This window comes from Streptomyces lavendofoliae (genome assembly GCF_014649735.1).
Lineage (GTDB): Bacteria > Actinomycetota > Actinomycetes > Streptomycetales > Streptomycetaceae > Streptomyces > Streptomyces lavendofoliae.
Window position 1 is genome coordinate 339,446 of record NZ_BMTP01000002.1, and the last position, 20,922, is coordinate 360,367.

The following is a 20,922-nucleotide window of genomic DNA, read 5'->3' on the forward strand; positions in this document are numbered from 1 at the left end:
GGCCGGAAGGCCGGGGGCCGGAAGGCCGGGGGCCGGCGGCCGGGAGCCGGAAGGCCGGGGGCCGGCGGCCGGGAGCCGGCGGCCGGGAGCCGGCGGCCGGGAGCCGGCGGCCGGGAGCCGGCGGCCGGAAGGCCGGGGGCCGGGAGCCGGCGGCCGGGAGGCCGGGGGCCGGGAGGCCGGGGGCCGGGAGGCCGGGGGCCGGGGGCCGGGGGCCGGGAGGCCGGGAGGCCGGGGGCCGGCGGCCGGAAGGCCGGGGGCCGGCGGCCGGAAGGCCGGGGGCCGGAAGGCCGGGGGCCGGCCCCCGATGCCGTGCGGGCGGTACGGGTTCGGCCCGAGGCGGTACGGGCCGCCCGGCCGCGCAGGTGCGGCGGCGCCCAACCTCCCCGGCCCCGGCCGGGACGACACCCCCCGCCGGGCCGGAGCGGCGGGCCGACGCACCGGACACGTCGTCCCGGGCTCCTCGCGGTGCGCCGGGTCAGCCCCGTGCCGCCGCCTGGACCGTCCCGTACCGCACGTCGCTCGCCTTCTCCGGGGCCAGCAGCGTCATCGTCCGTTCCGCCTCCTGCGCCAGGGCGGCGCGCTGCTCCCGGGTAAGCGTGCCGAACGGCTGGAGCGTCACCGTCACCCGGCCCTTCGTGGTCTCCTCGGGGCGCCAGACGCCGGCGAGGAACCCGTCGACGAGGAAGGTGCGGTACGCCTGGTTGCCCTTCCAGGTGCGGTCCTTGTACTCCGGCGGCACGACGCGCCGGCGGTCGGCGTGCGAGAGCAGCAGGTTGTCGAACTCGGGCAGGAGGCGCGGCGGCGCGGGGGTGTCCGGGTCGGGTCGGGGCGCGTCGGGCAGGTCGAACAGCTCGGCACCGTACTCGTCCTGGAAGGCCGTCAGCCGGGCCCGGAGCCGTTCGAAGGCGGCGCGCAGCCCCGTCAGGCCCGACCAGGTCTGCATGTCCTTGACGGAGGCGGGGCCGAAGGCGGCGAGATAGCGCAGGACGGCTTCGTCCTGGCCGGCCGGCTCGGCGGACCTGCCGAGCCACGCCTCGGCGGTGGTCAGGGCCACCTGGCCGCTGCGCCCCCACAGGCCGCGCGGGGTGACCTGCACCAGGGGCAGCAGGCAGCGGGCGGCGACGGTCAGCCCGAGCGGATCGGCGTCCGGCCACTCCTTCAGCAGCGCCTGGCGGATCTCCTTCGGCGTACGGGGCCGCTCCTCCACCAGGTCGCGGCTGATCGCCCGGAGCCTCTGGAGGTCCACGCCCACCAGCCCCTTACGGAACACCCCGAGCTCCCGGTCGCAGGCCGCCTGGGCGAACGGGCGCAGCGCGAGGACGTCGTCGGCGGTGTGCGTGTGGAGGGTGGACCGCAGGGTGACGATCCGCGCCACCTCGCGCGACTCCATCGCCGCCGAAAGCTGCTCGGGGCGGAAGTCCGCGAGGCGGGCGGCGAGGGCGTAGTAGGGCGGTGCGGTGTTCTGGGCCTGGAGTCCGACGAGGTGGGCGACGGCTTGCTTCGCCGGCATGGGGGTACGACGCAGCAGGAGCTGCCGTGCCAGAGTGGCGCGGTTGAGGGCGCGGGCGCAGAGCACGGGCGTGTTCCGGGAGACCATGCACCGCACGCTACGCACCCTTGAGGACGGATACCGTCCTCGATGACGTCACGGCCCGGTCATGCCGCCGCAAACCGGGACGTATATGGTTCGACCCGGGAGGTGAGACCCCGATGACCCTGCCTTCGAAGAAGCCGAACTGGCGGCGCCGCTCCACGGCGCCCGAGCCCGTCCGCGTACCCGCAGATCCGCCCGCCGCGTCCCCCGACCGGGGGAGCGTGGTGCAGGCGTCGCTGTACCGGGACGGCCGCAAGGTCTCCTCCCCCAGTTCCCTGGCCGAGACGTTCCGGCGGCTGCGCGACGAGCCGGACGGCATGGCCTGGATAGGGCTGCACCGCCCCTCGGAGGAGGAACTCCTCTCGCTGGCCGCGGAGTTCGACCTGCACGAGCTGGCCGTCGAGGACGCCATGGAGGCCCACCAGCGCCCCAAGCTGGAACGGTACGGCGACACGCTCTTCGTCGTCCTGCGCGCCGCCCGGTACCTCGACGCGCAGGAGGAGGTCGACTTCGGAGAACTCCACGTCTTCCTCGGCCCGGATTTCCTCATCACGGTCCGGCACGGCGCCGCCCCCGACCTCTCCGCCGTCCGCCGGCGCATGGAGGAGACCCCGGAACTCCTGGCCCTGGGCCCGGAGGCGGTGCTGTACGCCATCCTCGACGCGGTCGTCGACGGCTACGCCCCGGTGGTGGAGGGCGTCCAGAACGACATCGACGAGATCGAGACCGAGGTCTTCCGGGGCGACCCGGAGGTGTCCCGCCGCATCTACGAACTCTCCCGCGAGATGGTCGAGTTCCAGCGCGCCACCCGCCCATTGGTCGGCATGCTGCACAACCTGATGGCCGGCTTCGCCAAGTACGGCACGGACGAGGAACTCCAGCGGCACCTGCGGGACGTCGCCGACCACGTCACCCACACCAGCGAGCGCGTGGACGGTTTCCGCCAGGCCCTCACCGAGATCCTCACGGTCAACGCGACCCTGGTCACGCAGCAGCAGAACGCGGAGATGCGGGCGCTGGCGGAGGCGGGCTTCGAGCAGAACGAGGAGATCAAGAAGATCTCGTCGTGGGCGGCCATCCTCTTCGCCCCCACGCTGGTGGGAACCATCTACGGCATGAACTTCGACCACATGCCGGAGCTGCACTGGGTCTACGGGTATCCGTTCGCGATCCTGCTGATGGCAGTGGTGTGCTCGAGTCTGTACGTCATCTTCAAGCGGCGCGACTGGCTGTAGGTGCCAGACCGACGCGACTGATCAAATTCGCGATAACGAATGACCTGGGAGGGTCGTTTCGAGGCCCTGGGGGAATCTGGGGGGAATGCGCGCGCGACGCCAGGGGAGGGAGCGGTCGCCCTCTTCATCTGCTGTTCCGCACGCTTCGTGCGGCCTGCCTCCGAACCCCCGCCCCTCGTGGACAAGAGAGGGAGCGGCTCGATGGCGTTTCGATGTCCCTTCGCTCCGACCCTGTCGGGCCCGAGAAGTCCAGCTCGCGCGCGTCGAGCCCTGTCCAACCGAGACCGTCGGCCAAATCCGCGAACGGTCGTCGACACCTCCCAAGGCCCGTGCGATCGAGGCAGGGTGGTGAAGGCCCGCGGCGACCGATATCGCCCGGGCCGCCGATGCGTGGTGCGTTCCGCTCGTATTCCGGTCTATCCCGACCACGTCGGCCAGGCGCGCGCCGGGCTCCTGTGGGCCGCGACGACGGCCGCAGGAGCGGCCGCGAAGGCGAGGGCGCCGCACAGGACGGCGAGGATCGGGTAGCCGGTGGCGGCGACGACGATGCCGGAGGCCAGGCCGCCGACGGCGCCCGCGACGGCGACGGCGACGTCGACCAGTCCCTGGACCTTGGCGCGGGTGGCCAGGGGTGTGCTGTTGGTGACGATCGCGGTGCCGGTGACCAGGCCGAAATTCCAGCCGACGCCGAGCAGCACGAGGGCGAGGGTGAGCAGGGTGAAGGAGTGGCCGGGGGCGAGGGCGGCGACTACTCCCGCGGTGAGCAGCGTGCCGGCCGTCACCACGCTCATGGCGGTGGCGCCGAAGCGGTCGACGAGGCGGCCGGCCAGCGGCGACGGCAAGTACATGGAACCGGTGTGCAGGGCGATGACCAGGCCGGATGCGGCGGTGCCGAGGCCGTGGGCATGCATGTGGATGGGGGTCATGGTCATCACGGCGACCATGACGAGCTGGCTGAGGACGAGGACCACGACGCCGACGAGCAGGCCGGGGCCGGGCCGGGCCGAGGAGTGCGCGGATGCGCCCTCGTCCGAGGCCGCGGGCAGGGTGCGGGCGAGCACCAGCGGGTCCGGGCGCAGCCATATGAGGAGGGTGAGGGCGGCCAGGGTGAACGCGGCCGTGGAGAGAAGGAACAGACCGGTCAGTACGGGCAGGTGGAGCGCGGTCGCGAGGTGCCCGGCGGGGGTGGTCAGCAGAGGTCCGGCGATGCCGCCGGCGGTGGTGGCGACGATGACGGTGGAGGTGGCGCGGGCGCGCTGACGGGGTGCGGCGAGGTCGGCTCCCGCGTAGCGGGCTTGGAGGTTGGACGTGGTGCCGGCGCCGTAGAGGAAGAGGGAGACGAACAGCAGCGCGGGGCTGTCGAGTGCGGCCGAGGCGACGACGCCGGCACCGCCGAGGGCGCCGGTGAGGTATCCGGCGGTCAGTCCGGGTCGGCGGCCGAGGCGCTGGGAGACGCGTCCGACGGCGACGGCGGTGACGGCGGAGCCCGCGGTGAGCAGGGCGACGGGCAGTCCGGACAGCGAGGTGTCGTGGAGCATCTGCCCGGCCAGCAGCCCGGCGACGGTGACACCGGCAGCGAGGCCGACGCCGCTGAGCACCTGGGAGACGAGCAGCACGGTCAGGGTGCGCTTCTGCACCGCGGATATGGAGGGGAAATCGGCGGTGGGCGGGGTGCGTGTGGAGGCGAGGGGCGAGTGGCCCATGTGATCCGTACTTTCGGGGGAGGCCGGGGTGGCGGGTTGCCGGGCGGGGCGGTCCGGTGTTCGTCAGGCGGCAGTCAGGTGTGTGCGGGACGGGAGAGCGCGGGCGAACTGGTCGGTGATGCGGGCCAGTTGCCGCTCGTCGTCGTGGTCGAGGGCTATCGCGCCGTCCGGGGCGGTCGTGATGTGCCGGTCCAGGACGAACCGGCCCTGACAGACCTGGGCGCCGAGCGCGGTGAGAACCGGGCGCAGGGCGTAGTCGAGGGCGAGGACGTGGGCCGGGCTGCCGCCGGTGGCCAGGGGAAGCACCGATTTCCCGGCGAACGCGTGCTGGGGCAGCAGGTCGAGGAAGGTCTTGAGCAGGCCGGAGTAGGCGGCTTTGTAGATGGGGGTGGCCACGACGAGGGCGTCGGCCTTCGCGACCAGGCTCATGGCGCGGGCGAGGGACGCGTCGTGGGTGTCCGCGGTGAGCAGCGGTGTCGCGGGCAGGTCGCGCAGGGCGAGCAGGTGGGTCCGGTGGCCGCGGGAGCGGAGGTCCGCGGCGGTGTGCTCGGCCAGGAGTGCGGTACGGGACGTACGGGACGGACTGCCGGACACGGCGAGGACGGTGGCCACGAGGACTCCTCGGGAACCCTGAGTATCAGGGGGCTTGGCGGTGAAGGGTGGTCGGCGTTGGTCGGGTGAGGTCTGCCCGGTCCCGGGTCAGCGCGGGCTGTCGGGCATGCCGTAGGCGTCGGCGATCAGCTCGGTGGAACGCAGCCGGGCCTGAACGGAGTGGCCGACGCTCCCGATCATGAGCTCGTCGGCGCCGGAGTCCCGCTGGACCTGGTTCAGGTGGGCGGTGACTTGCTCGGGGGTGCCGTGCGGGACGTGGTTCAGCCAGCTGTCGACGGCCTGGCGTTCCTGGGCGTCGTAGGTGTAGGCGTCCACTTCCTCGGGGGACGGCAGCAGGTAGGACTTGCGCTGGAACATGCGGAGCATGGCGTGCGCGAGGGTGCCGGCCTGGCGGCGGGCTTCCCCCTCGTCGTCGGAGGCCGCGACGGTGAAGCTGACCAGTGCGTACGGCTCGGCCAGGGCCTCGGACGGAGCGAACCGGTCGCGGTACAGGCGCAGGGCGGCCACGACGTCGCGCGGGTTGAAGTGCGCGGCGAAGGCGAACGGCAGGCCGAGCCGGGCTGCGAGCTGCGCGGAGTAGCCGGACGAGCCGAGCAGCCACACCGGCAGGCGTCCGGTGCGCGAGGTGACGCCGTTGAGCCGGTCCTGGGCGGGCCCCGGCACGGCGTACACGCGGTCGGCGTAGGGGTGCTCGGCGGGGAAGTCGTCGCCGAGGAAGTGCAGCAGCTCGGCCACCTGCTGGGGGAAGTCCTCGGCGTCGCTCGCGCCGCGGCGCAGGGCGGTGGCCGTGGCGTGATCGGTGCCCGGGGCGCGGCCCAGACCCAGGTCGATGCGGCCGGGGGCGAGGGCGTTGAGCATGCCGAACTGTTCGGCGACGACCAGCGGCGGATGGTTGGGCAGCATGATCCCGCCCGCGCCGAGCCGCAGCCTGCTGGTCTCAGCGGTGAGCCGGGACAGCAGAACGGGCGGGCTGGAGGTGGAGACGCCGGGCATGGCGTGGTGCTCGTTCATCCAGTAGCGGCTGAAGCCACGCCGGTCGGCGAGCCGGGCGAGTTCGATGCTGCCGGCCAACGCCTCCGCGGCGGTCTGGCCGGTGCCGGTCATGGCGGAGTCCAGTACGGACAGGGCGGCGGGAGCGGTGCCCTGGCGGGCGCCGCGGATCGGGTCGGTCATGGTGGTGCGGTCCTTGGTGGTGCGGTCCTTGGTGGTGCGGTCCTTGGTGGTGCGGGAGGCGAGGGTGGGGCGGGGCCGGGCACCGGCCGACAGCTGCGGTGGTCATCTGTCCGGCGCCCGGCCGTGTCCGGCGCACGCGCCCGACGCAGGTGGGGTCAGCCGCGGAATCCGAAGTCGACGCGGTCGGCGAGACCGGCGGCGGCGAAGGCGGCGACGAGCTCGGTGCGGCCCTCGGTGAAGTGGGCCCAGCTGTCGTAGTGGACGGGGACCACGCGGCCGGCGTCGAGGATCTTCGCGGCCTCTGCGGCCTGGGCGCTGTCCAGGACGATCACCTCGCCGTCGAAGACCTCAGGGAAGCGGGGTGCTCCGGCGAAGAGGAGGGCCGTGTCGACCGGGGCGAAGCGCTCGGCGATGTCCTTGACCGCGTCGAGCGAGGCGTTGTCGCCGCTGACGTAGACGGTGGGCAGGCCCTCGCCGGTCAGAACGAACCCGACGACCTCGCCGCAGATCGGCTCGACCTCCTCGCGCGGGCCGGGGCCGTGGATGGCGGGCACGCCGGTCACGGTGACCGTGCCGGGCCCGCCGTCCCGGCGCTCGAGCCCGACCGACCGCCAGTCGGCGAGGCCGGTCGTCGCCTCTCCGAGACGCTCCCCACCGCCGGAGGTGGTGAGCGTCAGCGGGACATCGGCGAGCAGGGCCCGGCCGGAGGTGTCGAGATTGTCGGCGTGCTCGTCGTGCGAGAGCAGGACCACGTCGACGCGGCCGAGATCGTTCGGGCTGCCGTGAGCCGCCGCCGTCTTGGTCAGCACGGCGCCCGGAGCCTGGTGGTCGCCGGGACCGTCGAAGGTCGGGTCGGTGAGAAAGCGCAGGCCGCCGTACTCGAAGAGGGCGGTCGGGCCGCCGAAGACACGGACGGGGAACGGGGCGGTCTGCTGGGTCGGGGACGACACGAAGTAGATTCCTCACGGATAGATTGCGTGTTAACCGTGATTCGACTGTAGGCATACCTCACGGATGGATGCAACCCGTACCATGAGAAGCATGGAAGAGTTCGTGAGGGAAGCAGCCGCCCTGCCGTCGGCGCCGGGCGAGGCGGAGCACCCCGCCCTGGCCCTGGCCAACAGCGCTGTCGCGCTGCCCGGCGGGCACACGGCCGACCTGCTGGGCACCCCGGCGCAGGCCGAGCAGTGGCTGGCGCGGCGCGACCTCGCCCCGGCCGACGCCGGCTTGGCGGAGGTATGCGCGACGCAGCTGCGCTCGTTGCGCGAACAGGTCAGGTCGCTGCTGGCCTCCCGAGTCGCCGGGCAGCCCGCCCTGCCCGCCGCCGTCAGGGCGGTCAACGATGCGATGAGCCGCGTCCCCACCGCATCCCTCCTGCTGTGGGACGAGAAGACCGGGCCTTACCGCGCCACGCCCCACCCCACCACCGCGATCGTCGAGCACGCCCTGGCGCTCATCGCCACCGACACCGCCGACCTGCTCACCGCCCCCGACGCCGCCCGCCTGACCGCCTGCGCCTCCCCGCCCTGCAACCGCTTCCTGCTCAAGCACGGCCGCCGCCAGTGGTGCTCCACCCGCTGCGGCGACCGCGCCCGCGCCGCCCGCGCCTACGCCCGCCGCACCACGACGCAGTAACGACGCCACACCGCAGGCCCGGCAGGACGGCACTCGTCCCCGGCACAGCCGGGCTGCGCAGGCCATCGCCTCGTGTGAACATCGCCCCGGCGTCGCGGCGCCGTGTTGCCGATCCGGTTCCGCCGGGACCGGAGCCGGCGCGACTACCCGGGGCCAACCGGCGACATCCGGCTCCTGGTGCCGCCAGCACGTGGCCCGGCTGGTCCAGCGGCCGGCGACGCTCGTGGCGCATCTACGCTTCTGGCCACCGAGAACGAGGGCAGGCGGCCTGCGGGAGCGTCCTGTGGGCTGATGCCCGGCAGACGCCGTGAGGGGCCCGGGAACGCATCCCGGGCCCCTCACGGTCCGTGGCGCGGCGGACCGCGCGGCACGAGTACGCGAAGGCCCCGGGCTCATGGCCCCCCGGCCCTCGCGTGTCTCGGGTGCTACTTGAGCACGCCCGCGCCCGTCGTCGTCGCCAGCGACGTCGGCAGGCTGCCCGCCGAAGTCTCCAGGCCCGTCGTGAGGGTCGGGGTCCAGTTGACCGTGGTCTTCAGGTCCTTGGACGAGGCGGCGTTGTAGGCGGCGACCAGGTCGGTCACCGTGCCGTTGACGAGGTTGCCGGAGCCCTTGACCGAGCCGGTCCCGTCACCGCTGAGAAGCTTGGCGGCCTTCGCGCCGGACGGCAGGTTCCAGTAGTTGTTCTCCGCGACGACCTGAGCCTTGGCGCGGGAGTTGATGCTGTACTGCGGCGTGTACCCGTTGAGGGACGTGGCGTCGTAGTAGTTGTTGTAGATGTGGATCTGGCCGATGCGGGCCAGCGGGGCACGCTGCATGATGCCCTTCCACACGTTGTGGTGGATGGAGACGCGCAGCTTGCCGACGCTGTCGGTGTCGCTGCTGCCGATCAGCATCGTCTTGTCGTGGTTGGTGAACTGGTTGCGCGAGACGGTCACCAGGTCGGATCCCTTGGTGATGTCGAGGGCTCCGTCGTGGATCTGGTACTCCCGGCCGAAGTACTTCGGGTTGGCGGTGTCGAAGTGCGGCGCGTCGGTGAACGTGTTGTGGTCCGCCCATACGTGGGTCGCGCCGCGCAGTGACACCGAGTCGTAGTTGGAGTTCCAGTTGCCGTCGTCGCCGTCGGTCGGGTCCCACTGCGGGAAGCAGTCCTCAGTGGCGGCGAAGGTCAGGTTGCGGACGATGACGTTGTCCACGTTCTGAATCTGGAGCATGGCCCCGGTGAGGCCCGCGTTCGTGCCGGGGACGCCCACAAGGGTCGTGTTGGCGGGGACCTTGAAGACGATGTTCTTGCCCTGCTTGGCCTGGGCGGCGGCGCGTGCCGTCTCCTGGGTGCCGGAGGGCAGCTTCGAGCGGCCGTAGGTGGCCGGGTCGTAGGCCTTGAGGTAGGCCGACAGCGAGTAGCCGGTACCGAGGGCGTAGTCCGCGCAGGTCAGCTTCTTTCCGCTGTCATCGGTGTTGGCGTCGATCATGCCGTTGATCTTGATGATGCGGGGCGTGGTGTCGGAGACCGATCCCAGCGCCTTCACAAGCTGCGCACGGCTGGAGACGGTGAAGGTGTGGGCGGCGTCAGCCTTCGTGCCACCGGTGGTCCCCGTACCGGAGGCCGCCCAGCCGTCCTTCGCGGTGAGCGTCTGGTGGTACAGGTCGACGGTCCCGGCATTGGCGTTCATCACGACAACACCAGCGCCGACTCCTGCGGCCACGGCAGCCGTGCAGATGACGGCGGCACGACGTGAACGGAGGGACCGGCGGTGGGAGCGAGCAGCCACGGGGCTTCCTTACAGGGAGAAGAACGGGGTTACACCCTGTCAGTGGCCGCTGACCCGCGAATGGTTGCCGCGTGCGAAGCGTTTTCCCTCCGCCTGTCCCGCCACTCGATGTCACCCGGGACCGCCTCCACGTCGACTCGCCTTACCCGATCGGTCAGCTTCGGCTCACTGCGGGAAGAGCCGGGCTTACAGCGGATCCGGCAGGCAGCGAAGTGAGCGGGGCGTCGGTGGTGAGGCGGGTGACGTAATCGGGCAGCGGGTCGCCGGCAGAGCCGTATCGACGCCACGCCGATGGGCGCCACCTCGCGCTTCACGACAGCCACTTGCACCGGCGCACGCGACGCGCTGCGTGGGCACCGGTGCCACCCTCATCGTCGTCGACCACGACGCCGACCTGATCCGGAGCGCCGACCGCGTCCTGGACCTCGGCCCCGGCGGTGACCCGACGGCAGACGCGTCGCCACCCAAGGCGCCCCTCGAAGGACTTCGTGGAGCGTCGCACGCCGAACACGTCCCCCTATAAGAACCGTCAGCGGACGGCGCCGCACTGACCTCGCGATGTCCAGCACGTGAGACGCGGCATATGAAATGAAACACACAGAATCCAACGAACTCCATCAGGAGTCGAGGGTGAATTCAGAGTGAATCGGTACCTCTCAGCACCCAGTCCGCCTACTGGTTCACGTTCGGTGGCCTTACGGTCACACAACGCGGCACGTACTCGTATCAATCGGTGAGCGGAAATCCGGGGGCCGCGACCCGCCTTGCCTCCTCCGCCTATATTCCCGGTCCGGTGAACGGCGGCCTGCTGGTGAAACACGTCAGGCACGTGGAGGCGCCGCCCTGCGCTTCCCCTCGATGCGACCGCTGCTGCCGTCCACCGCGACGAAAGGAATACCCGTGAAGCTCTTCGCCCGCAGATCCGTGACCGCGCCGATCCCGGAAGCCCCCCAGCGCCATCGGCACCGGCGACGCCGGTTCGGCGTGCTGACGGTCCCTCTGGCCGGCGTGGTGGCTATTGTTGGATTCGCCGCCCTGCTGTCACCGGGCGCCAGCGCGGTGGGGAACCCCTACGAGCGCGGCCCCGCCCCTACCGCCGCGAGGATCGAGGCGGCGAGCGGCCCGTACGCCGTCTCGCGCGCCTCCGTCCCCTCCTTCTCCGTCACCGGCTTCGGCGGCGGCACCATCTATTACCCGAGCACTACGGAAGAGGGCACCTTCGGGGCGGTGGCCATCTCCCCCGGCTACACCGCACGGCAATCCTCGATCGCCTGGCTCGGCCCGCGCCTGGCGTCTCAGGGCTTCGTCGTCTTCACCATCGACACCCACACCACCTACGACCAGCCGGCCAGCCGCGGCCGCCAGTTGCTGGCGGCGCTGGACTATCTGACGCAGCGCAGCAGTGTCCGCGGCCGGGTCGACGCCACCCGGCTCGGCGTGATGGGTCACTCGATGGGCGGCGGTGGAACGCTGGAGGCCGCCAAGAGCCGGCCTTCCTTGAAGGCCGCGATCCCGCTGACCGGATGGAACCTCGACAAGACCTGGCCCGAGCTGCGGACTCCGACGCTGGTCGTCGGAGCGGACGGCGACACCATAGCCCCGGTGTCCTCGCACTCGGAGCCGTTCTACCAGAGCCTGCCGTCCTCGCTGGACCGGGCCTACCTGGAGCTGAACGGCGCCACGCACCTCACGCCCAACCTCTCCAACACCACCATCGCCAAGTACAGCATCGCCTGGCTCAAGCGGTTCATCGACGACGACACTCGCTACGAGCAGTTCCTGTGCCCCCTGCCGCGTCCGAGCCTTGCCATCCGGGAGTACCGCGGCAACTGCCCGCACACCTCCTGAGCCCATGCTCGCCCGGCCCGTTCCGGCTCAGCCGGAACGGGGCACCCCGAACGGACAGAGCGCCTACCTGGGCACCACTCCCCGGCCTGCCCCTCCGCGTTACGGAGGTCATCCGCACGGACACGGCCGCCCGAGGCAATGGGCGTCCCTCGTCCGCACCTTGTGACAGTCATCGGGACCTGCACTGATCCCTCCGTCCCTTCGTGAGTGGGGCGGCCGATGGCCCCGGGACCGCCGCGCAGTTCACCCTCCTGCTGGACGAGGGTGTGGTGGCGACGGGCTTCCGCGCGCAAGGGGAGGGAGTCCGGGGCCCTGAACGAGCTCCGCGACCACCTGCGGCCTGAAGTCCGGCGCACCACGGGGCGCCTCACCGCACGGGGTGGCCACGGTCATCGACACCCGGCCTGGTGACGCCACCGCACTCGTACTCGTACTCGACCACCACACCGTTCTCATCCTGGCGGATGGTCCGGACCACGGTGTTGAGACGAAGTCTGTCGCCCGGCTCCGCGCCCATCCGCTCGGAGGTCTGGTGGGTGCCGCCGACTATGCGGGTCTCCTGGGCGCCGCCAGTGATGGCCAGGAGTGTCCGCAGGCTGGTGCCGGACCTGATGGAGAAGAGGAAGCGGAGGAGCGAGAGTTCGGGGGGCTCCGCGGAGAACAATGCCGGTACCAAGTGTCGGGAGAACCGGTGCGCGATGCCGTCCCGCACCGTCACGACTTGCCGGCGGCGACCAGCTTGCGAGCGGCGCTCGTCCTGCCGAGCCGGCGCCCACTGCGACAACGCCGACATCATGCATCTTGCATCCCTTCGAAAGGCCAGTCGTATGACTGGGGCCAAACCCGCGGCGGGCGCGGTGGAGCGAACACCCGGCGGACCAGTACGGGTGGACTGCGACGGGTAGCAGAAAGTGACCGGGCTTCCGCACAGCGGATTGCCGACAGCGGGATCGAGCTGGGCCCGGCATCACACCGGGACCCGCTGCGCGTTCAAGACCACGCACTGAGCGCTCATGGCTGCTCCACTGCCCTCCCGAAGGGGCCGGGCCGGGGAAAAGCGAGCCGTGGGCGTCGTAGTGGTCGCTGTCATTCGGCTCAGGGGCACTGGTCCTGGTCCAGACGACCGGTCGGCCAGGCCGACGGAGGCGAATGCGGCTGCCAGCCCCTTGCGGCCCTCGGTGAAGCGGGACCGGCTGTCTTGGTGGGCGGGCACCACGCAGCGGGCCCCGAGGAACCGGGTAACGCCAGCGGCGAGCAGGGCCCGGCCGGAGGAGTGGAGGTTGTCTGCGCGCTCGTCGCGCGAGAGCGCCACTCGATGGGGCCGAGGTCGGCGGGGTCACCTGCAGAGGGGACGGTCCTGGTCGGAACCACTCGGGCACCCGATGGTCGCCGGGAGCTTCGAAGCGGGGTCGGTCGGGAAGTGAGGATTCCCGCACGCGAAGAGGGCGGTCAGGCCGCCGAAGACGCGGACCGGAAACCGGGCGAATGCTGCGGAAGGAGCAGACACAGAAAGAACCTCACGAATGGACACGAACAATCCATGAGATGACTCCATTTCTCACGGAATCACACACGCTCTACCATGAGAGGCGAGGAGGAGACCGTGACCGAAGAGCCCGCCTCGCAACCACACAGAACGAGGAACGACCCGTCCCCTCCGGCCTGGCCGATCGTCCTTGCCGGCCGCGGGACACCCCCACCCGTCCGCTCTGGGGCCTCGGCGCGCCAACCGAGACCGGGAGCGCCGTTAGGTAACAGACGAAAACCAGGCGCTTGCTCACTACTACTCTTCCGGATCTCGTCCGGACATTCATTTGTCGCACACATGACACGCACAGGCGCCCGGTTCCGGGGGCCCCGAGGTCGCTGCAAGGAGACATCGCCCGTGGGCACAGTCGTCGACGACGCCGCGGAGTTCCACGCCTTCTTCGAGCGCCACTACGCCGAACTGGCCCGGCTCGCACACCTGTTGACCGGCGAGGCGGATGCCGCCGACGACCTGGCCGCGGATGCGCTGCTCGCGCTGTGGCACCGCTGGGACCGGATGCGGGCGAGCGAGCATCCGGTGGCGTACGCGCGGGGCGTGGTCGCCAATCTGGCCCGGACGCGGATACGCAGCGCGGTGCGCGAGCGGCGGCGCATCGCGCTGTTCTGGGGGCGGTGGGAGGAGAAGACCGAGAATCCGGATGTGGCCGGGGTGGTCGACGTGCAGGGGGCGCTGCGCAGGCTGCCGTTCCGGAAGCGGGCGTGTGTCGTGCTGCGCCATGCGTTCGACCTGTCCGAGAAGGACACCGCGCTGGCCCTGGGCGTGTCGGTCGGTACGGTGAAGAGCCAGACGTCGAAGGGGATGGCCGAGCTGCAGCGGCTGCTCGGCACGCAGGACGCTCCGCGTAAGGTGCACGCGGCGATGACGCGTCCCGGGACTGCCGGCGGAAGGGACCGATGACCATGCGGCGGGACGTGCGCGGCGAGCTGCGCGCCCGGCTGCACGAGGCGGCCGGGGCGCACCGGCCCGACCGCACGCGGACCTGGCGCGGCTCGAACGCGGCATGGCGCAGGAGGGCCTGCCGGGCTCCCTCACCGGTGGACCCGACGCCGAACACCTCCGGCGCGTCCCCCGCGAGCCGAGCATCTCCCCGTCGCGTACGCCCGATGCCGGCGCGCCCGTTGCCGGTGAGCAGGACGCGCCGCTGTGGCCGGACGAGTCCGTGGACCCGCACAGCAGCGACTTCTGGGCACAGAGCAACGTCACCCTCAAGACGCGCGAGGAACTGACCGCGCACCGACGAGTGGCGGATCGCCCAGACCGGTGGGGTCGCCTCGGTCGGTGCGTGGCGGTCGGTCGCTGCCCGAGACCGACTTCACGCTGACGATCATCGAGAAGGACGGCTATGTCGTCCACACCTGGGTGTTCAAGCAGGGTCGTACGGTCCCGGCCGGCCAGTCGATGTTCGCCGGGCAGTGCAACCACGCCCGCGGCAGGACGCAGGCCGAGGCCGAAGGCTGGATCGGTGAGATCGAGGACATCGACCTCACCCTCACCTTCCTCCGCGCGGAGCGCGACGAGACCCAACGCCTAGCTCAGCGACCAGCCGTCCACCTCTGCATCCCCGCACGCCGCCGTCCGCAGGAGTCCGGATGACGCTCCTCAGAGCGACGCCTCGAAGCAACGAGCCGTCAGTGCCCGTGAACAAACCCGAGTCTGCCCGGATCACTCCGTTATGGGCAGGCACTCGGCGAGCAGGTCGACGACGTCCCGCCAAGCTCGCTGCGCGTGCTGAGGGTGATAGCCGACCCCGGGACGCACGATGTGGTCGACCGGCGGGTGGTGGAAGGCGTGAAGGGCGCCGCCGTAGACCACGAGGCGCCAGTCGACGCCCGCGGTCCGCATCTCGGCGGTGAACGCCTCCCGTTGCGCGGGCGGCATGATCGGGTCCTCCGACCCGACCCCGGCCCATACCGGGCAGCGAATGCGCGCCGCCTCGCCCGGTCGGCCCGTGGTCAGTGCGTTGATCGTCGCGATCGCGCGCAGGTCGACGCCGTCGCGCCCGAGTTCCAGCGCGATTGCGCCCCCGGTGCCGTAGCCTACGGCGGCGATCCGGTCCGGATCGGTCCGCGGCTCGGCGCGGAGCACGTCGAGCGCCGCGTGGCCGATTCCCCGCATCCGTTCGGGATCGGCGAGCAGGGGCATGCAACGGGCCAGCATCTCCTCAGGGTCGCCCAGATAGCGCCCGCCGTGCAGGTCGAAGGCCAGCGCCACGTACCCCAGCTCGGCCAGAGCCTCGGCCCGCCGGCGCTCGACATCGCTGAGCCCCACCCCCTCGGGCCCGACCAGGACCGCGGGCCGGCGGTCGACACCGGCGGGGAGCGCGAGGTGCCCGATCATCGTCAGGCCGTCGGCCGCGTATTCGACCGTGCGCGTTGTAACTGTCGTCATGAGCCTGGACTGTAGTGATCGTCGAGCCCGGTCGGGCCGGTGTTCTGCCGCTGGCAGAAGGCAGGTCTCGGGCGCATTCCGGAACCACCCCGTCAGCGGTTCAGCCCAGCTTGGCATGTAACCTCGGTCGCCCCTCAGCGGAATGATCACGTTGGTTGTGCCGATCGGGGAAAATCTGTGTCGATGCAGGCGGCAGCGCCTCTAGCCTGCAAGCCATGCATCAGGATCGAAGGCGCGATCGAAGGCCAGACCGCCACGTGCGGCCGGTGACAGCCTGGCAGCAGGCTCCGGCCGTGGCCGAGGGAGCTGATGTGGTGCTCGTCGGCTACTTCTGCGGCAAGCAGAAGGACTTCGCCGTGTTGATGGACACGGCGGCCCAGCAGGCGACGAAGCACGGTGCGCGCGTCGTGGGCCGTATCGTTCAACGCCGTGGTGTCTCGGCCGGCGGGGCCAGGAAGATGGCTCTGCCCTATTCCTCGCGGACTCTCCTGAGCTATGGAAAGGTCCGTGAAGTAGCCGCGCTCCGCGAGCGGACCGACGCCGACGCGGCGCTCTTCCTGTCCACCCTGACCGAGCGCCAGCGTCGCGTCCTGACGGAGATGATCGGCTGCCCCGCTGTGAGCCTGGCCGAAGTAGTGGCAGCCGGCTGAACCGTCCTTCAGCCACGGCCTCGAACAGTGACCCGTACATCGGCGCCCGGTGGGCAGTTCACCGGACAGGCGGACGGCGCTCGCGGACGCATGCGTTCCGTCGTGCAACCGCACGCATACGCCAGGCCGCGGAAGTGAGTCTGCTGGACCACAGTGCCCGGTACGAGGCGTTCGACTTCACGTCCCACTTCGGGCAGGCGGGGCAGGGGCGTTCGCTTACGACAGGCCCACAGGGTTCGCCCGATTCCCCACGTGTTCAGGCCAAGATCCCCGCCGTACGTTTCGGACGGCCGCGCCTGCGCAGCCTTCAGCGCAGCACCAGTGAGTGCTACTCGCCGCACCCCGGGGGAGAGCAATGCTCAGGACTTGCGCATCAGCCCTGGGAAGGGAAGCGGAGGGCGTACCTTCCCGATTGGTCCTGTGATGGTCACCGAGGGGGCCCGCGTTCGCAGCGCGGGTCGGGAAGGCACGCCCGTGCTCAGCCAAGTGAACGCCGACGGCTCCACCGAGTCCGGCTCCCTGATCGACGAGACCGTCCGCCAGGGCGCCCGGTGGATGCTCGCCGCGGCATTGGAGCTCGAAGCCAACCACTGCATAGCCGAGTTGGCCGCCGAGACGGACGAGGCCGTGCGCCGCCTGGTGGTCCGCAACGGCCACCACCGGTCCCGCACCGTGACCACCGCCGCAGGCCCCGTCAAGGTCACGGCTTCGCGCGTGAACGACAAGCGGGTGGACGCGGCCACGGGCGAGAGGATGCTCTTCTCGAATGTTCTCCCGCCTGGGTGCCGCAAGTCGCCCAAGGTCGGCGAGGTGCTGCCGCTGCTCCACCTGCACGGACTGTCCTCGGGGGACTTCGTCCCCGCGCTGGAGCAGTTCCCCGGCTCGGCGGCCGGCCTGTCGCCGGCCACCGTGACCCGGCTGACGAAGCAGTGGAGCGACGACCACACCGTCTTCCAGCAGCGCGACCTCACCGAGTTCGTCTACGTGTACGTGTGGGCGGACGGGCTGCGCCCCAAGATCCGGCTCGGACAGGCGCACTCCTGCGTCCTGGTGCTGATGGGTGTGCGCCTGGACGGCACCAAGGAACTGATCGCCCTGGCCGAGGGACTGCGCGAGTCGACCGCGTCCTGGGCCGACCTGCTAGGCGACTGCCGCAGGCGCGGCATGCGCGATTCCGAGCTGGTCGTCGGCGACGGCGCGGTGGGCCTGTGGAAAGCACTCGCCGACGTCTTCCTGGCTGCCCGCCACCAGCGGTGCTGGCTCCAAAAGGCCCGGAATATCGCGAACGCCCTGCCGAAGTCCGCACAGCCGGGCGCGACGAAAGCGATGCAGGAGATCTACAACGCCGAGTACCGGACACACGCAGAGAGGGCGATCGAGGCGTTCGCGAAGACCTACGGCGCCAAGTGGCTTAAGGCCGCCGCGGAGATCACCGAGGACCGGGAGGGACTGCCGGCGTTCTACGACTTCCCGGCCGAGCACTGGATCCACCTGCGGACCACGAACCCGATCGAGTCGACCTTCTCCACGGTCAAGCTCCGCACCAAGGTCACTCGCGGTGCCGGCAGCCCGGCCGCAGCCCTCGCGATGGTGTTCAAGCTCGTCGAGTCCGCCCGGGCCCGTCGGCGCGCAGTCGCCGAAGCCCACCTCGTCGCCCTGGTCCGCGCGGGGGCCAGGCTCACAAACGGCGTCCTGGCCGAGCGACAGGAGCAGGCCGCATGAACCACCACAACGCTCCGCAGGATGAACCGGCCGAACACCTCCGCTTCGCGGCCCACCTGAGCGACCTGGAGCAGGTCTCCGACGCCGACGAGGCCGACCTGGTCAGTGAAGTCCTCACTGATCCGGACCAGACGATGGCCCAATCCGCCGTCCTGCGGCACCTGGACCGCCGGGCCACCGACATCCACCCCGGCCCTGCCTACGAGCCATGGGCCGAGTGGATGACCCAGGTCACCGCCCGCCATCCGGTCCTAACCCGTCGCCTGCAGGAATGGTCTCTCTTCCGCGCCATCGCGCTCGGGCAGTCCTGGCGCCGCGACGCCTTGCTCGAGTCCTCCGACTGGCTCCAACTCAAAACCGCCGCGGGTCCGAACACCGAAGCCGTTGAGGTCCTCGTCGAGCACGGTCGCACCAAGCGGATTCGCAACACGGCCAGAATCAACCTCACGCAATCGAGCCGGCGCTCTGCCGCAACTCAACGCATCCACAGGCCTTGACCATTGCTCTGCTCAGCGGCCCCGGCGAAGCCCTCGGCGAAATGACCGTGCCACTCGACGGCCGGGCTCGGCGACCGTGACCGCAGTACGCCCCCGCACGGGTGTCGTGATGGCTGCGCACGCTGTCCGCGGCAGTCCCGGGATGCGTCTTCGCCGCCGCAGTCCGCTGGCATCGTGACGCTCGGCCGCCGGCGGCTCGTTGTCGGAAATCCTGCCCTTCTCGCGGCGGGAGTGGCTGTAGGCGCTGACCACAGAAGCGACATGGATTCACCGTCGCCGATGGCGCCTGGAGAGGCTCCTCCGGCCCGGCGGGAGAATCCGGGGAGAATGCGCGGGCGTTCGCGACGGCGCGGCACTCTCCACTGGCTGCGTTCCGCGGCGGAACGCCTTCCCAGGGCCTGCGGCGCGCCACCGCCTCGCGGTCGTTGTGCTGCGCGAGGGCGATCGGTTTGCTCCGTGCCGGATCTCCGCGACGCGGTCGCCGTCGGCGAGCTGCGAGCCGTCGCGCCGGCGCCACACCGGCAGGGCCTCGTGGCCGCGGTACCGGCTCCGGTGAACGGTGGGAGGAGGCACCCCTCGGCCGGCACCGGTCCGGATACCGCCACGAATGCCGTGCCGCTCGGCGTGCGTGCACTCCCGTTGACGGACGGGGTGACGGCCTGCACAGCGGTCGGCCGGAGCCGGGCCACCACGGCGTCGCCGGTGTCGCCCGCCGCCTGGCGCCGGCAGCGCCGTGTCGCCAGCGGCGGCCGGACCGGTCAGGCGACTCCTCCGCACCTGGTCGCGGTGGTCTGGGACGCCGGCGAGAAGGTCCCGGCGCCCGCCCGTTCAACGCTCTCTCAGCGACTTCAGGAGTTTTATATAGGCACTATTGAACCGAGCACCTTTGTCCATGTAGGCAGCCCCGATCATGGCGCCTTCCCTGAGGTACGCGACGAGCACTCCCTGATCCAGTTGATCCAGATCCCCGCAGACGATCTCCATCGCATCCGACATCCTCGGGTTGCCGGCGATCTGGATGCGCAGTCCGAGCACTTCCGTGGACATGCTGGGGAAGTATCCGATCCGGGAGGTCACCGGCCCGTGCCCCATGGACGACGCCAGGGACCTGCCCGCAAGATCACCGGTGTCGATCGCGTTTTTCCAGAACTCCATGCGCGTGAGGTTCCCGGGCGTCCACGGGTCGGGGTAACAAGCGACATCCCCGGCCGCGAACACATTCGCCCACGGCGCCACACGCATGTATTCGTCGACGCGCACCCCGTCGGACAGATCAAGGCCGTTCCCATGCAACCATTCCACATTGGGAACACTTCCGATCGCCTCGATGAAGAGAGCTCCATCGGACGGGGGCCCCGGGTGTGACGGTTGCAGATCGCAGAGCAGTTCCCTTGCGGAATCGCCCGTCAGGAACGTGATGTCGTGCTGAGCGAGCCAGCGGCCGAGCGCCACGGAAACACGCTCACCCAGGATGTTCTCGAACGGTCCGCTTCGCAGCGCCTCCAGCATGAGGACTTCGCAGCCGTACTCCTTGGCCAGCGAAGCGAGCTCACAGGCAACGAATCCGGCACCTACTATCGTGATCTTTTCGCCTGCCTGGAGCCGATGGTGGATGTATCGCGCATCGTCTAGCCCACGCAGGGTTCGATGCGCATGCAGCCCGCACTCCCCGTTGCCCCAGACCGAGGTACGCGGGCGTACACCCGAAGCGATCACCAGACCGTCGTACTCGAATGTTTCCCCTGTGCTCAGGTGCAGAATCCTGTCGCGCAGGTCCGCAGTCTCGACCCTGGTGCCGAGGCGCCAGGTCAGCGCATCATTCTCGGCTCCATTGACCTTCACATCCTCGGCGATCATCATGTCGAGGGCATCCGACAAGGGATACCGCTTCTTCGTCAGACCTGGCCGGTTGTAGGTACGGTGGGCCTCGTCTCCGAAGAGGACGATCCTGGCGTCGACCTTGCACTTGAGTATCGCCTTGGCCGCTCGGAGTCCGGCTATGCCTGAGCCGACTATGCCGATACGCGGCCGGCTACCAGCCAGCGGCGGCATCACGACTTCAGCAAGATCGCCTGCAGGGGGCAGGAGTCGACAGCGTCCTCGATATCGCTGATGTTCTCCTCAGAGAACGCTTCCTGGTATTGAAGCTCCCCATTGGCGTCGAGCTCGAAGTTGGTCGGGGCCGAGATCGCGCACTGCCCATGGTTCTGGCACTTGACCCTGTCGACAAAAATCTTCATGGTCCTTGGCTTTCCGTCGCTCGTCCCTTTTGCCGGTCCATTCTCCGGTGACCACGACCCTACGAGCCTCCGCGCGGCGCAGGAAGGAGCGACGGGTGGCCTGAAGCGGTCCTGGCCTGTTCAGGCCCGTAGCGGACGGTCCACGGACCGGGTCGGCGCAGCCGGCGCACCACGTCGGGTTTGCTCAACCGGCGGCCGGGCACTCGATGTTGACCTTGGAGGGTCTGCGGGATCCCAGATGCGCAGAACCACCTGTGGTGGTTCTCTTATGCTTGCACCGCAGGAGGCAACCGGCTAAGGTGGTTTT

At 70.5% G+C, this 20,922-nt stretch carries 19 protein-coding genes; 9 read left to right on the forward strand and 10 right to left on the reverse strand.

Translation table 11 applies throughout. The annotated features are described in order from the left end of the window. Nucleotides 1-475 precede the first annotated feature (475 nt). Nucleotides 476-1,597, reverse strand: coding sequence for a winged helix DNA-binding domain-containing protein (locus IE109_RS04425; RefSeq protein WP_189549243.1), 1,122 nt, complete (start codon nucleotides 1,595-1,597; stop codon nucleotides 476-478). A 113-nt stretch (nucleotides 1,598-1,710) separates the two neighbouring features. Here IE109_RS04425 and IE109_RS04430 point away from each other — a divergent pair, with 113 nt between their 5' ends. Beyond that, on the forward strand, nucleotides 1,711-2,829 hold the full coding sequence (locus IE109_RS04430) for a magnesium and cobalt transport protein CorA (protein WP_189549245.1): 1,119 nt from the start codon (nucleotides 1,711-1,713) through the stop codon (nucleotides 2,827-2,829). Nucleotides 2,830-3,245: 416 nt separating this feature from the next. On the opposite strand, the gene IE109_RS04435 is transcribed toward IE109_RS04430, so the two are convergent. The 4 genes from IE109_RS04435 to IE109_RS04450 all read right to left on the reverse strand — a co-directional run bounded on the left by IE109_RS04435 (nucleotide 3,246) and on the right by IE109_RS04450 (nucleotide 7,267). Then, the gene (locus tag IE109_RS04435; RefSeq protein ID WP_189549246.1) at nucleotides 3,246-4,532 is read right to left on the reverse strand and encodes an MFS transporter; all 1,287 of its coding nucleotides are present in this window, start codon (nucleotides 4,530-4,532) and stop codon (nucleotides 3,246-3,248) included. 63 nt (nucleotides 4,533-4,595) lie between these two features. Then, nucleotides 4,596-5,144 (reverse strand): NADPH-dependent FMN reductase, encoded by a 549-nt coding sequence (gene ssuE, locus IE109_RS04440; RefSeq protein WP_189549248.1) that lies wholly within the window; start codon nucleotides 5,142-5,144, stop codon nucleotides 4,596-4,598. A gap of 87 nt (nucleotides 5,145-5,231) precedes the next feature. After that, nucleotides 5,232-6,317 (reverse strand): LLM class flavin-dependent oxidoreductase, encoded by a 1,086-nt coding sequence (locus tag IE109_RS04445; RefSeq protein ID WP_189549250.1) that lies wholly within the window; start codon nucleotides 6,315-6,317, stop codon nucleotides 5,232-5,234. Between the two features lie 155 nt (nucleotides 6,318-6,472). Continuing rightward, nucleotides 6,473-7,267 (reverse strand): MBL fold metallo-hydrolase, encoded by a 795-nt coding sequence (locus IE109_RS04450; protein ID WP_189549252.1) that lies wholly within the window; start codon nucleotides 7,265-7,267, stop codon nucleotides 6,473-6,475. 91 nt (nucleotides 7,268-7,358) lie between these two features. Between IE109_RS04450 and IE109_RS04455 the strand changes: the two genes are divergently transcribed. Beyond that, nucleotides 7,359-7,952 carry a CGNR zinc finger domain-containing protein gene (locus IE109_RS04455; RefSeq protein WP_189549254.1) on the forward strand — a complete coding sequence of 198 codons (594 nt, stop codon included), beginning with the start codon at nucleotides 7,359-7,361 and terminating at the stop codon, nucleotides 7,950-7,952. Nucleotides 7,953-8,377: 425 nt separating this feature from the next. On the opposite strand, the gene IE109_RS04460 is transcribed toward IE109_RS04455, so the two are convergent. After that, nucleotides 8,378-9,721 carry a pectate lyase family protein gene (locus IE109_RS04460; protein WP_189549256.1) on the reverse strand — a complete coding sequence of 448 codons (1,344 nt, stop codon included), beginning with the start codon at nucleotides 9,719-9,721 and terminating at the stop codon, nucleotides 8,378-8,380. Between the two features lie 349 nt (nucleotides 9,722-10,070). Between IE109_RS04460 and IE109_RS04465 the strand changes: the two genes are divergently transcribed. Together IE109_RS04465 and bdeA are read left to right on the forward strand one after the other, a co-directional pair. Next, nucleotides 10,071-10,244: a hypothetical protein gene (locus IE109_RS04465; RefSeq protein WP_189549257.1), complete on the forward strand. Its 174-nt coding sequence runs from the start codon at nucleotides 10,071-10,073 to the stop codon at nucleotides 10,242-10,244. A 461-nt stretch (nucleotides 10,245-10,705) separates the two neighbouring features. Continuing rightward, the gene (gene bdeA, locus IE109_RS04470; protein WP_373297634.1) at nucleotides 10,706-11,569 is read left to right on the forward strand and encodes a bis(hydroxyethyl) terephthalate hydrolase; all 864 of its coding nucleotides are present in this window, start codon (nucleotides 10,706-10,708) and stop codon (nucleotides 11,567-11,569) included. A gap of 367 nt (nucleotides 11,570-11,936) precedes the next feature. On the opposite strand, the gene IE109_RS04475 is transcribed toward bdeA, so the two are convergent. After that, nucleotides 11,937-12,233: an FAD-dependent oxidoreductase gene (locus IE109_RS04475; protein WP_229890539.1), complete on the reverse strand. Its 297-nt coding sequence runs from the start codon at nucleotides 12,231-12,233 to the stop codon at nucleotides 11,937-11,939. Between the two features lie 1,221 nt (nucleotides 12,234-13,454). Between IE109_RS04475 and IE109_RS04480 the strand changes: the two genes are divergently transcribed. Together IE109_RS04480 and IE109_RS33840 are read left to right on the forward strand one after the other, a co-directional pair. Further along, nucleotides 13,455-14,015 (forward strand): SigE family RNA polymerase sigma factor, encoded by a 561-nt coding sequence (locus tag IE109_RS04480; RefSeq protein ID WP_189549261.1) that lies wholly within the window; start codon nucleotides 13,455-13,457, stop codon nucleotides 14,013-14,015. A gap of 381 nt (nucleotides 14,016-14,396) precedes the next feature. After that, the gene (locus IE109_RS33840) at nucleotides 14,397-14,711 is read left to right on the forward strand and encodes a hypothetical protein (protein WP_308431328.1); all 315 of its coding nucleotides are present in this window, start codon (nucleotides 14,397-14,399) and stop codon (nucleotides 14,709-14,711) included. Between the two features lie 69 nt (nucleotides 14,712-14,780). Here IE109_RS33840 and IE109_RS04490 read toward each other — a convergent pair whose 3' ends face one another. Next, complete coding sequence (locus tag IE109_RS04490) at nucleotides 14,781-15,506, reverse strand: dienelactone hydrolase family protein (RefSeq protein ID WP_189549263.1); 726 nt, start codon at nucleotides 15,504-15,506, stop codon at nucleotides 14,781-14,783. A gap of 215 nt (nucleotides 15,507-15,721) precedes the next feature. Here IE109_RS04490 and IE109_RS04495 point away from each other — a divergent pair, with 215 nt between their 5' ends. The 3 genes from IE109_RS04495 (at nucleotide 15,722) to IE109_RS04505 (ending at nucleotide 18,375) form a co-directional block, all read left to right on the forward strand. Beyond that, a complete protein-coding gene (locus IE109_RS04495) occupies nucleotides 15,722-16,156 on the forward strand; it encodes a hypothetical protein (protein WP_229890541.1) in 435 nt (144 codons plus the stop codon). A gap of 474 nt (nucleotides 16,157-16,630) precedes the next feature. After that, nucleotides 16,631-17,878: an IS256 family transposase gene (locus IE109_RS04500; RefSeq protein WP_189549265.1), complete on the forward strand. Its 1,248-nt coding sequence runs from the start codon at nucleotides 16,631-16,633 to the stop codon at nucleotides 17,876-17,878. After that, nucleotides 17,875-18,375: a hypothetical protein gene (locus IE109_RS04505; RefSeq protein WP_189549266.1), complete on the forward strand. Its 501-nt coding sequence runs from the start codon at nucleotides 17,875-17,877 to the stop codon at nucleotides 18,373-18,375. The genes IE109_RS04500 and IE109_RS04505 overlap by 4 nt, the downstream gene beginning before the upstream one ends. 828 nt (nucleotides 18,376-19,203) lie before the next feature. On the opposite strand, the gene IE109_RS04510 is transcribed toward IE109_RS04505, so the two are convergent. Both IE109_RS04510 and IE109_RS04515 read right to left on the reverse strand, forming a co-directional pair. Further along, on the reverse strand, nucleotides 19,204-20,427 hold the full coding sequence (locus IE109_RS04510; RefSeq protein WP_229890606.1) for an NAD(P)/FAD-dependent oxidoreductase: 1,224 nt from the start codon (nucleotides 20,425-20,427) through the stop codon (nucleotides 19,204-19,206). After that, nucleotides 20,427-20,615, reverse strand: coding sequence for a ferredoxin (locus tag IE109_RS04515; protein ID WP_189549270.1), 189 nt, complete (start codon nucleotides 20,613-20,615; stop codon nucleotides 20,427-20,429). Before IE109_RS04515 ends, IE109_RS04510 begins: the two co-directional genes overlap by 1 nt. Nucleotides 20,616-20,922 lie beyond the last annotated feature (307 nt).

Excerpts from the sequence above, each read along its gene's own strand:
- IE109_RS04425 (WP_189549243.1), bottom strand. The coding sequence starts at position 1,597 with ATGGTCTCCCGGAACACGCCCGTGCTCTGCGCCCGCGCCCTCAACCGC.
- IE109_RS04430 (WP_189549245.1), top strand. The coding sequence starts at position 1,711 with ATGACCCTGCCTTCGAAGAAGCCGAACTGGCGGCGCCGCTCCACGGCG.
- IE109_RS04435 (WP_189549246.1), bottom strand. The coding sequence starts at position 4,532 with ATGGGCCACTCGCCCCTCGCCTCCACACGCACCCCGCCCACCGCCGAT.
- IE109_RS04445 (WP_189549250.1), bottom strand. The coding sequence starts at position 6,317 with ATGACCGACCCGATCCGCGGCGCCCGCCAGGGCACCGCTCCCGCCGCC.
- IE109_RS04455 (WP_189549254.1), top strand. The coding sequence starts at position 7,359 with ATGGAAGAGTTCGTGAGGGAAGCAGCCGCCCTGCCGTCGGCGCCGGGC.
- IE109_RS04490 (WP_189549263.1), bottom strand. The coding sequence starts at position 15,506 with ATGACGACAGTTACAACGCGCACGGTCGAATACGCGGCCGACGGCCTG.
- IE109_RS04495 (WP_229890541.1), top strand. The coding sequence starts at position 15,722 with ATGCATCAGGATCGAAGGCGCGATCGAAGGCCAGACCGCCACGTGCGG.
- IE109_RS04505 (WP_189549266.1), top strand. The coding sequence starts at position 17,875 with ATGAACCACCACAACGCTCCGCAGGATGAACCGGCCGAACACCTCCGC.
- IE109_RS04510 (WP_229890606.1), bottom strand. The coding sequence starts at position 20,427 with ATGCCGCCGCTGGCTGGTAGCCGGCCGCGTATCGGCATAGTCGGCTCA.
- IE109_RS04515 (WP_189549270.1), bottom strand. The coding sequence starts at position 20,615 with ATGAAGATTTTTGTCGACAGGGTCAAGTGCCAGAACCATGGGCAGTGC.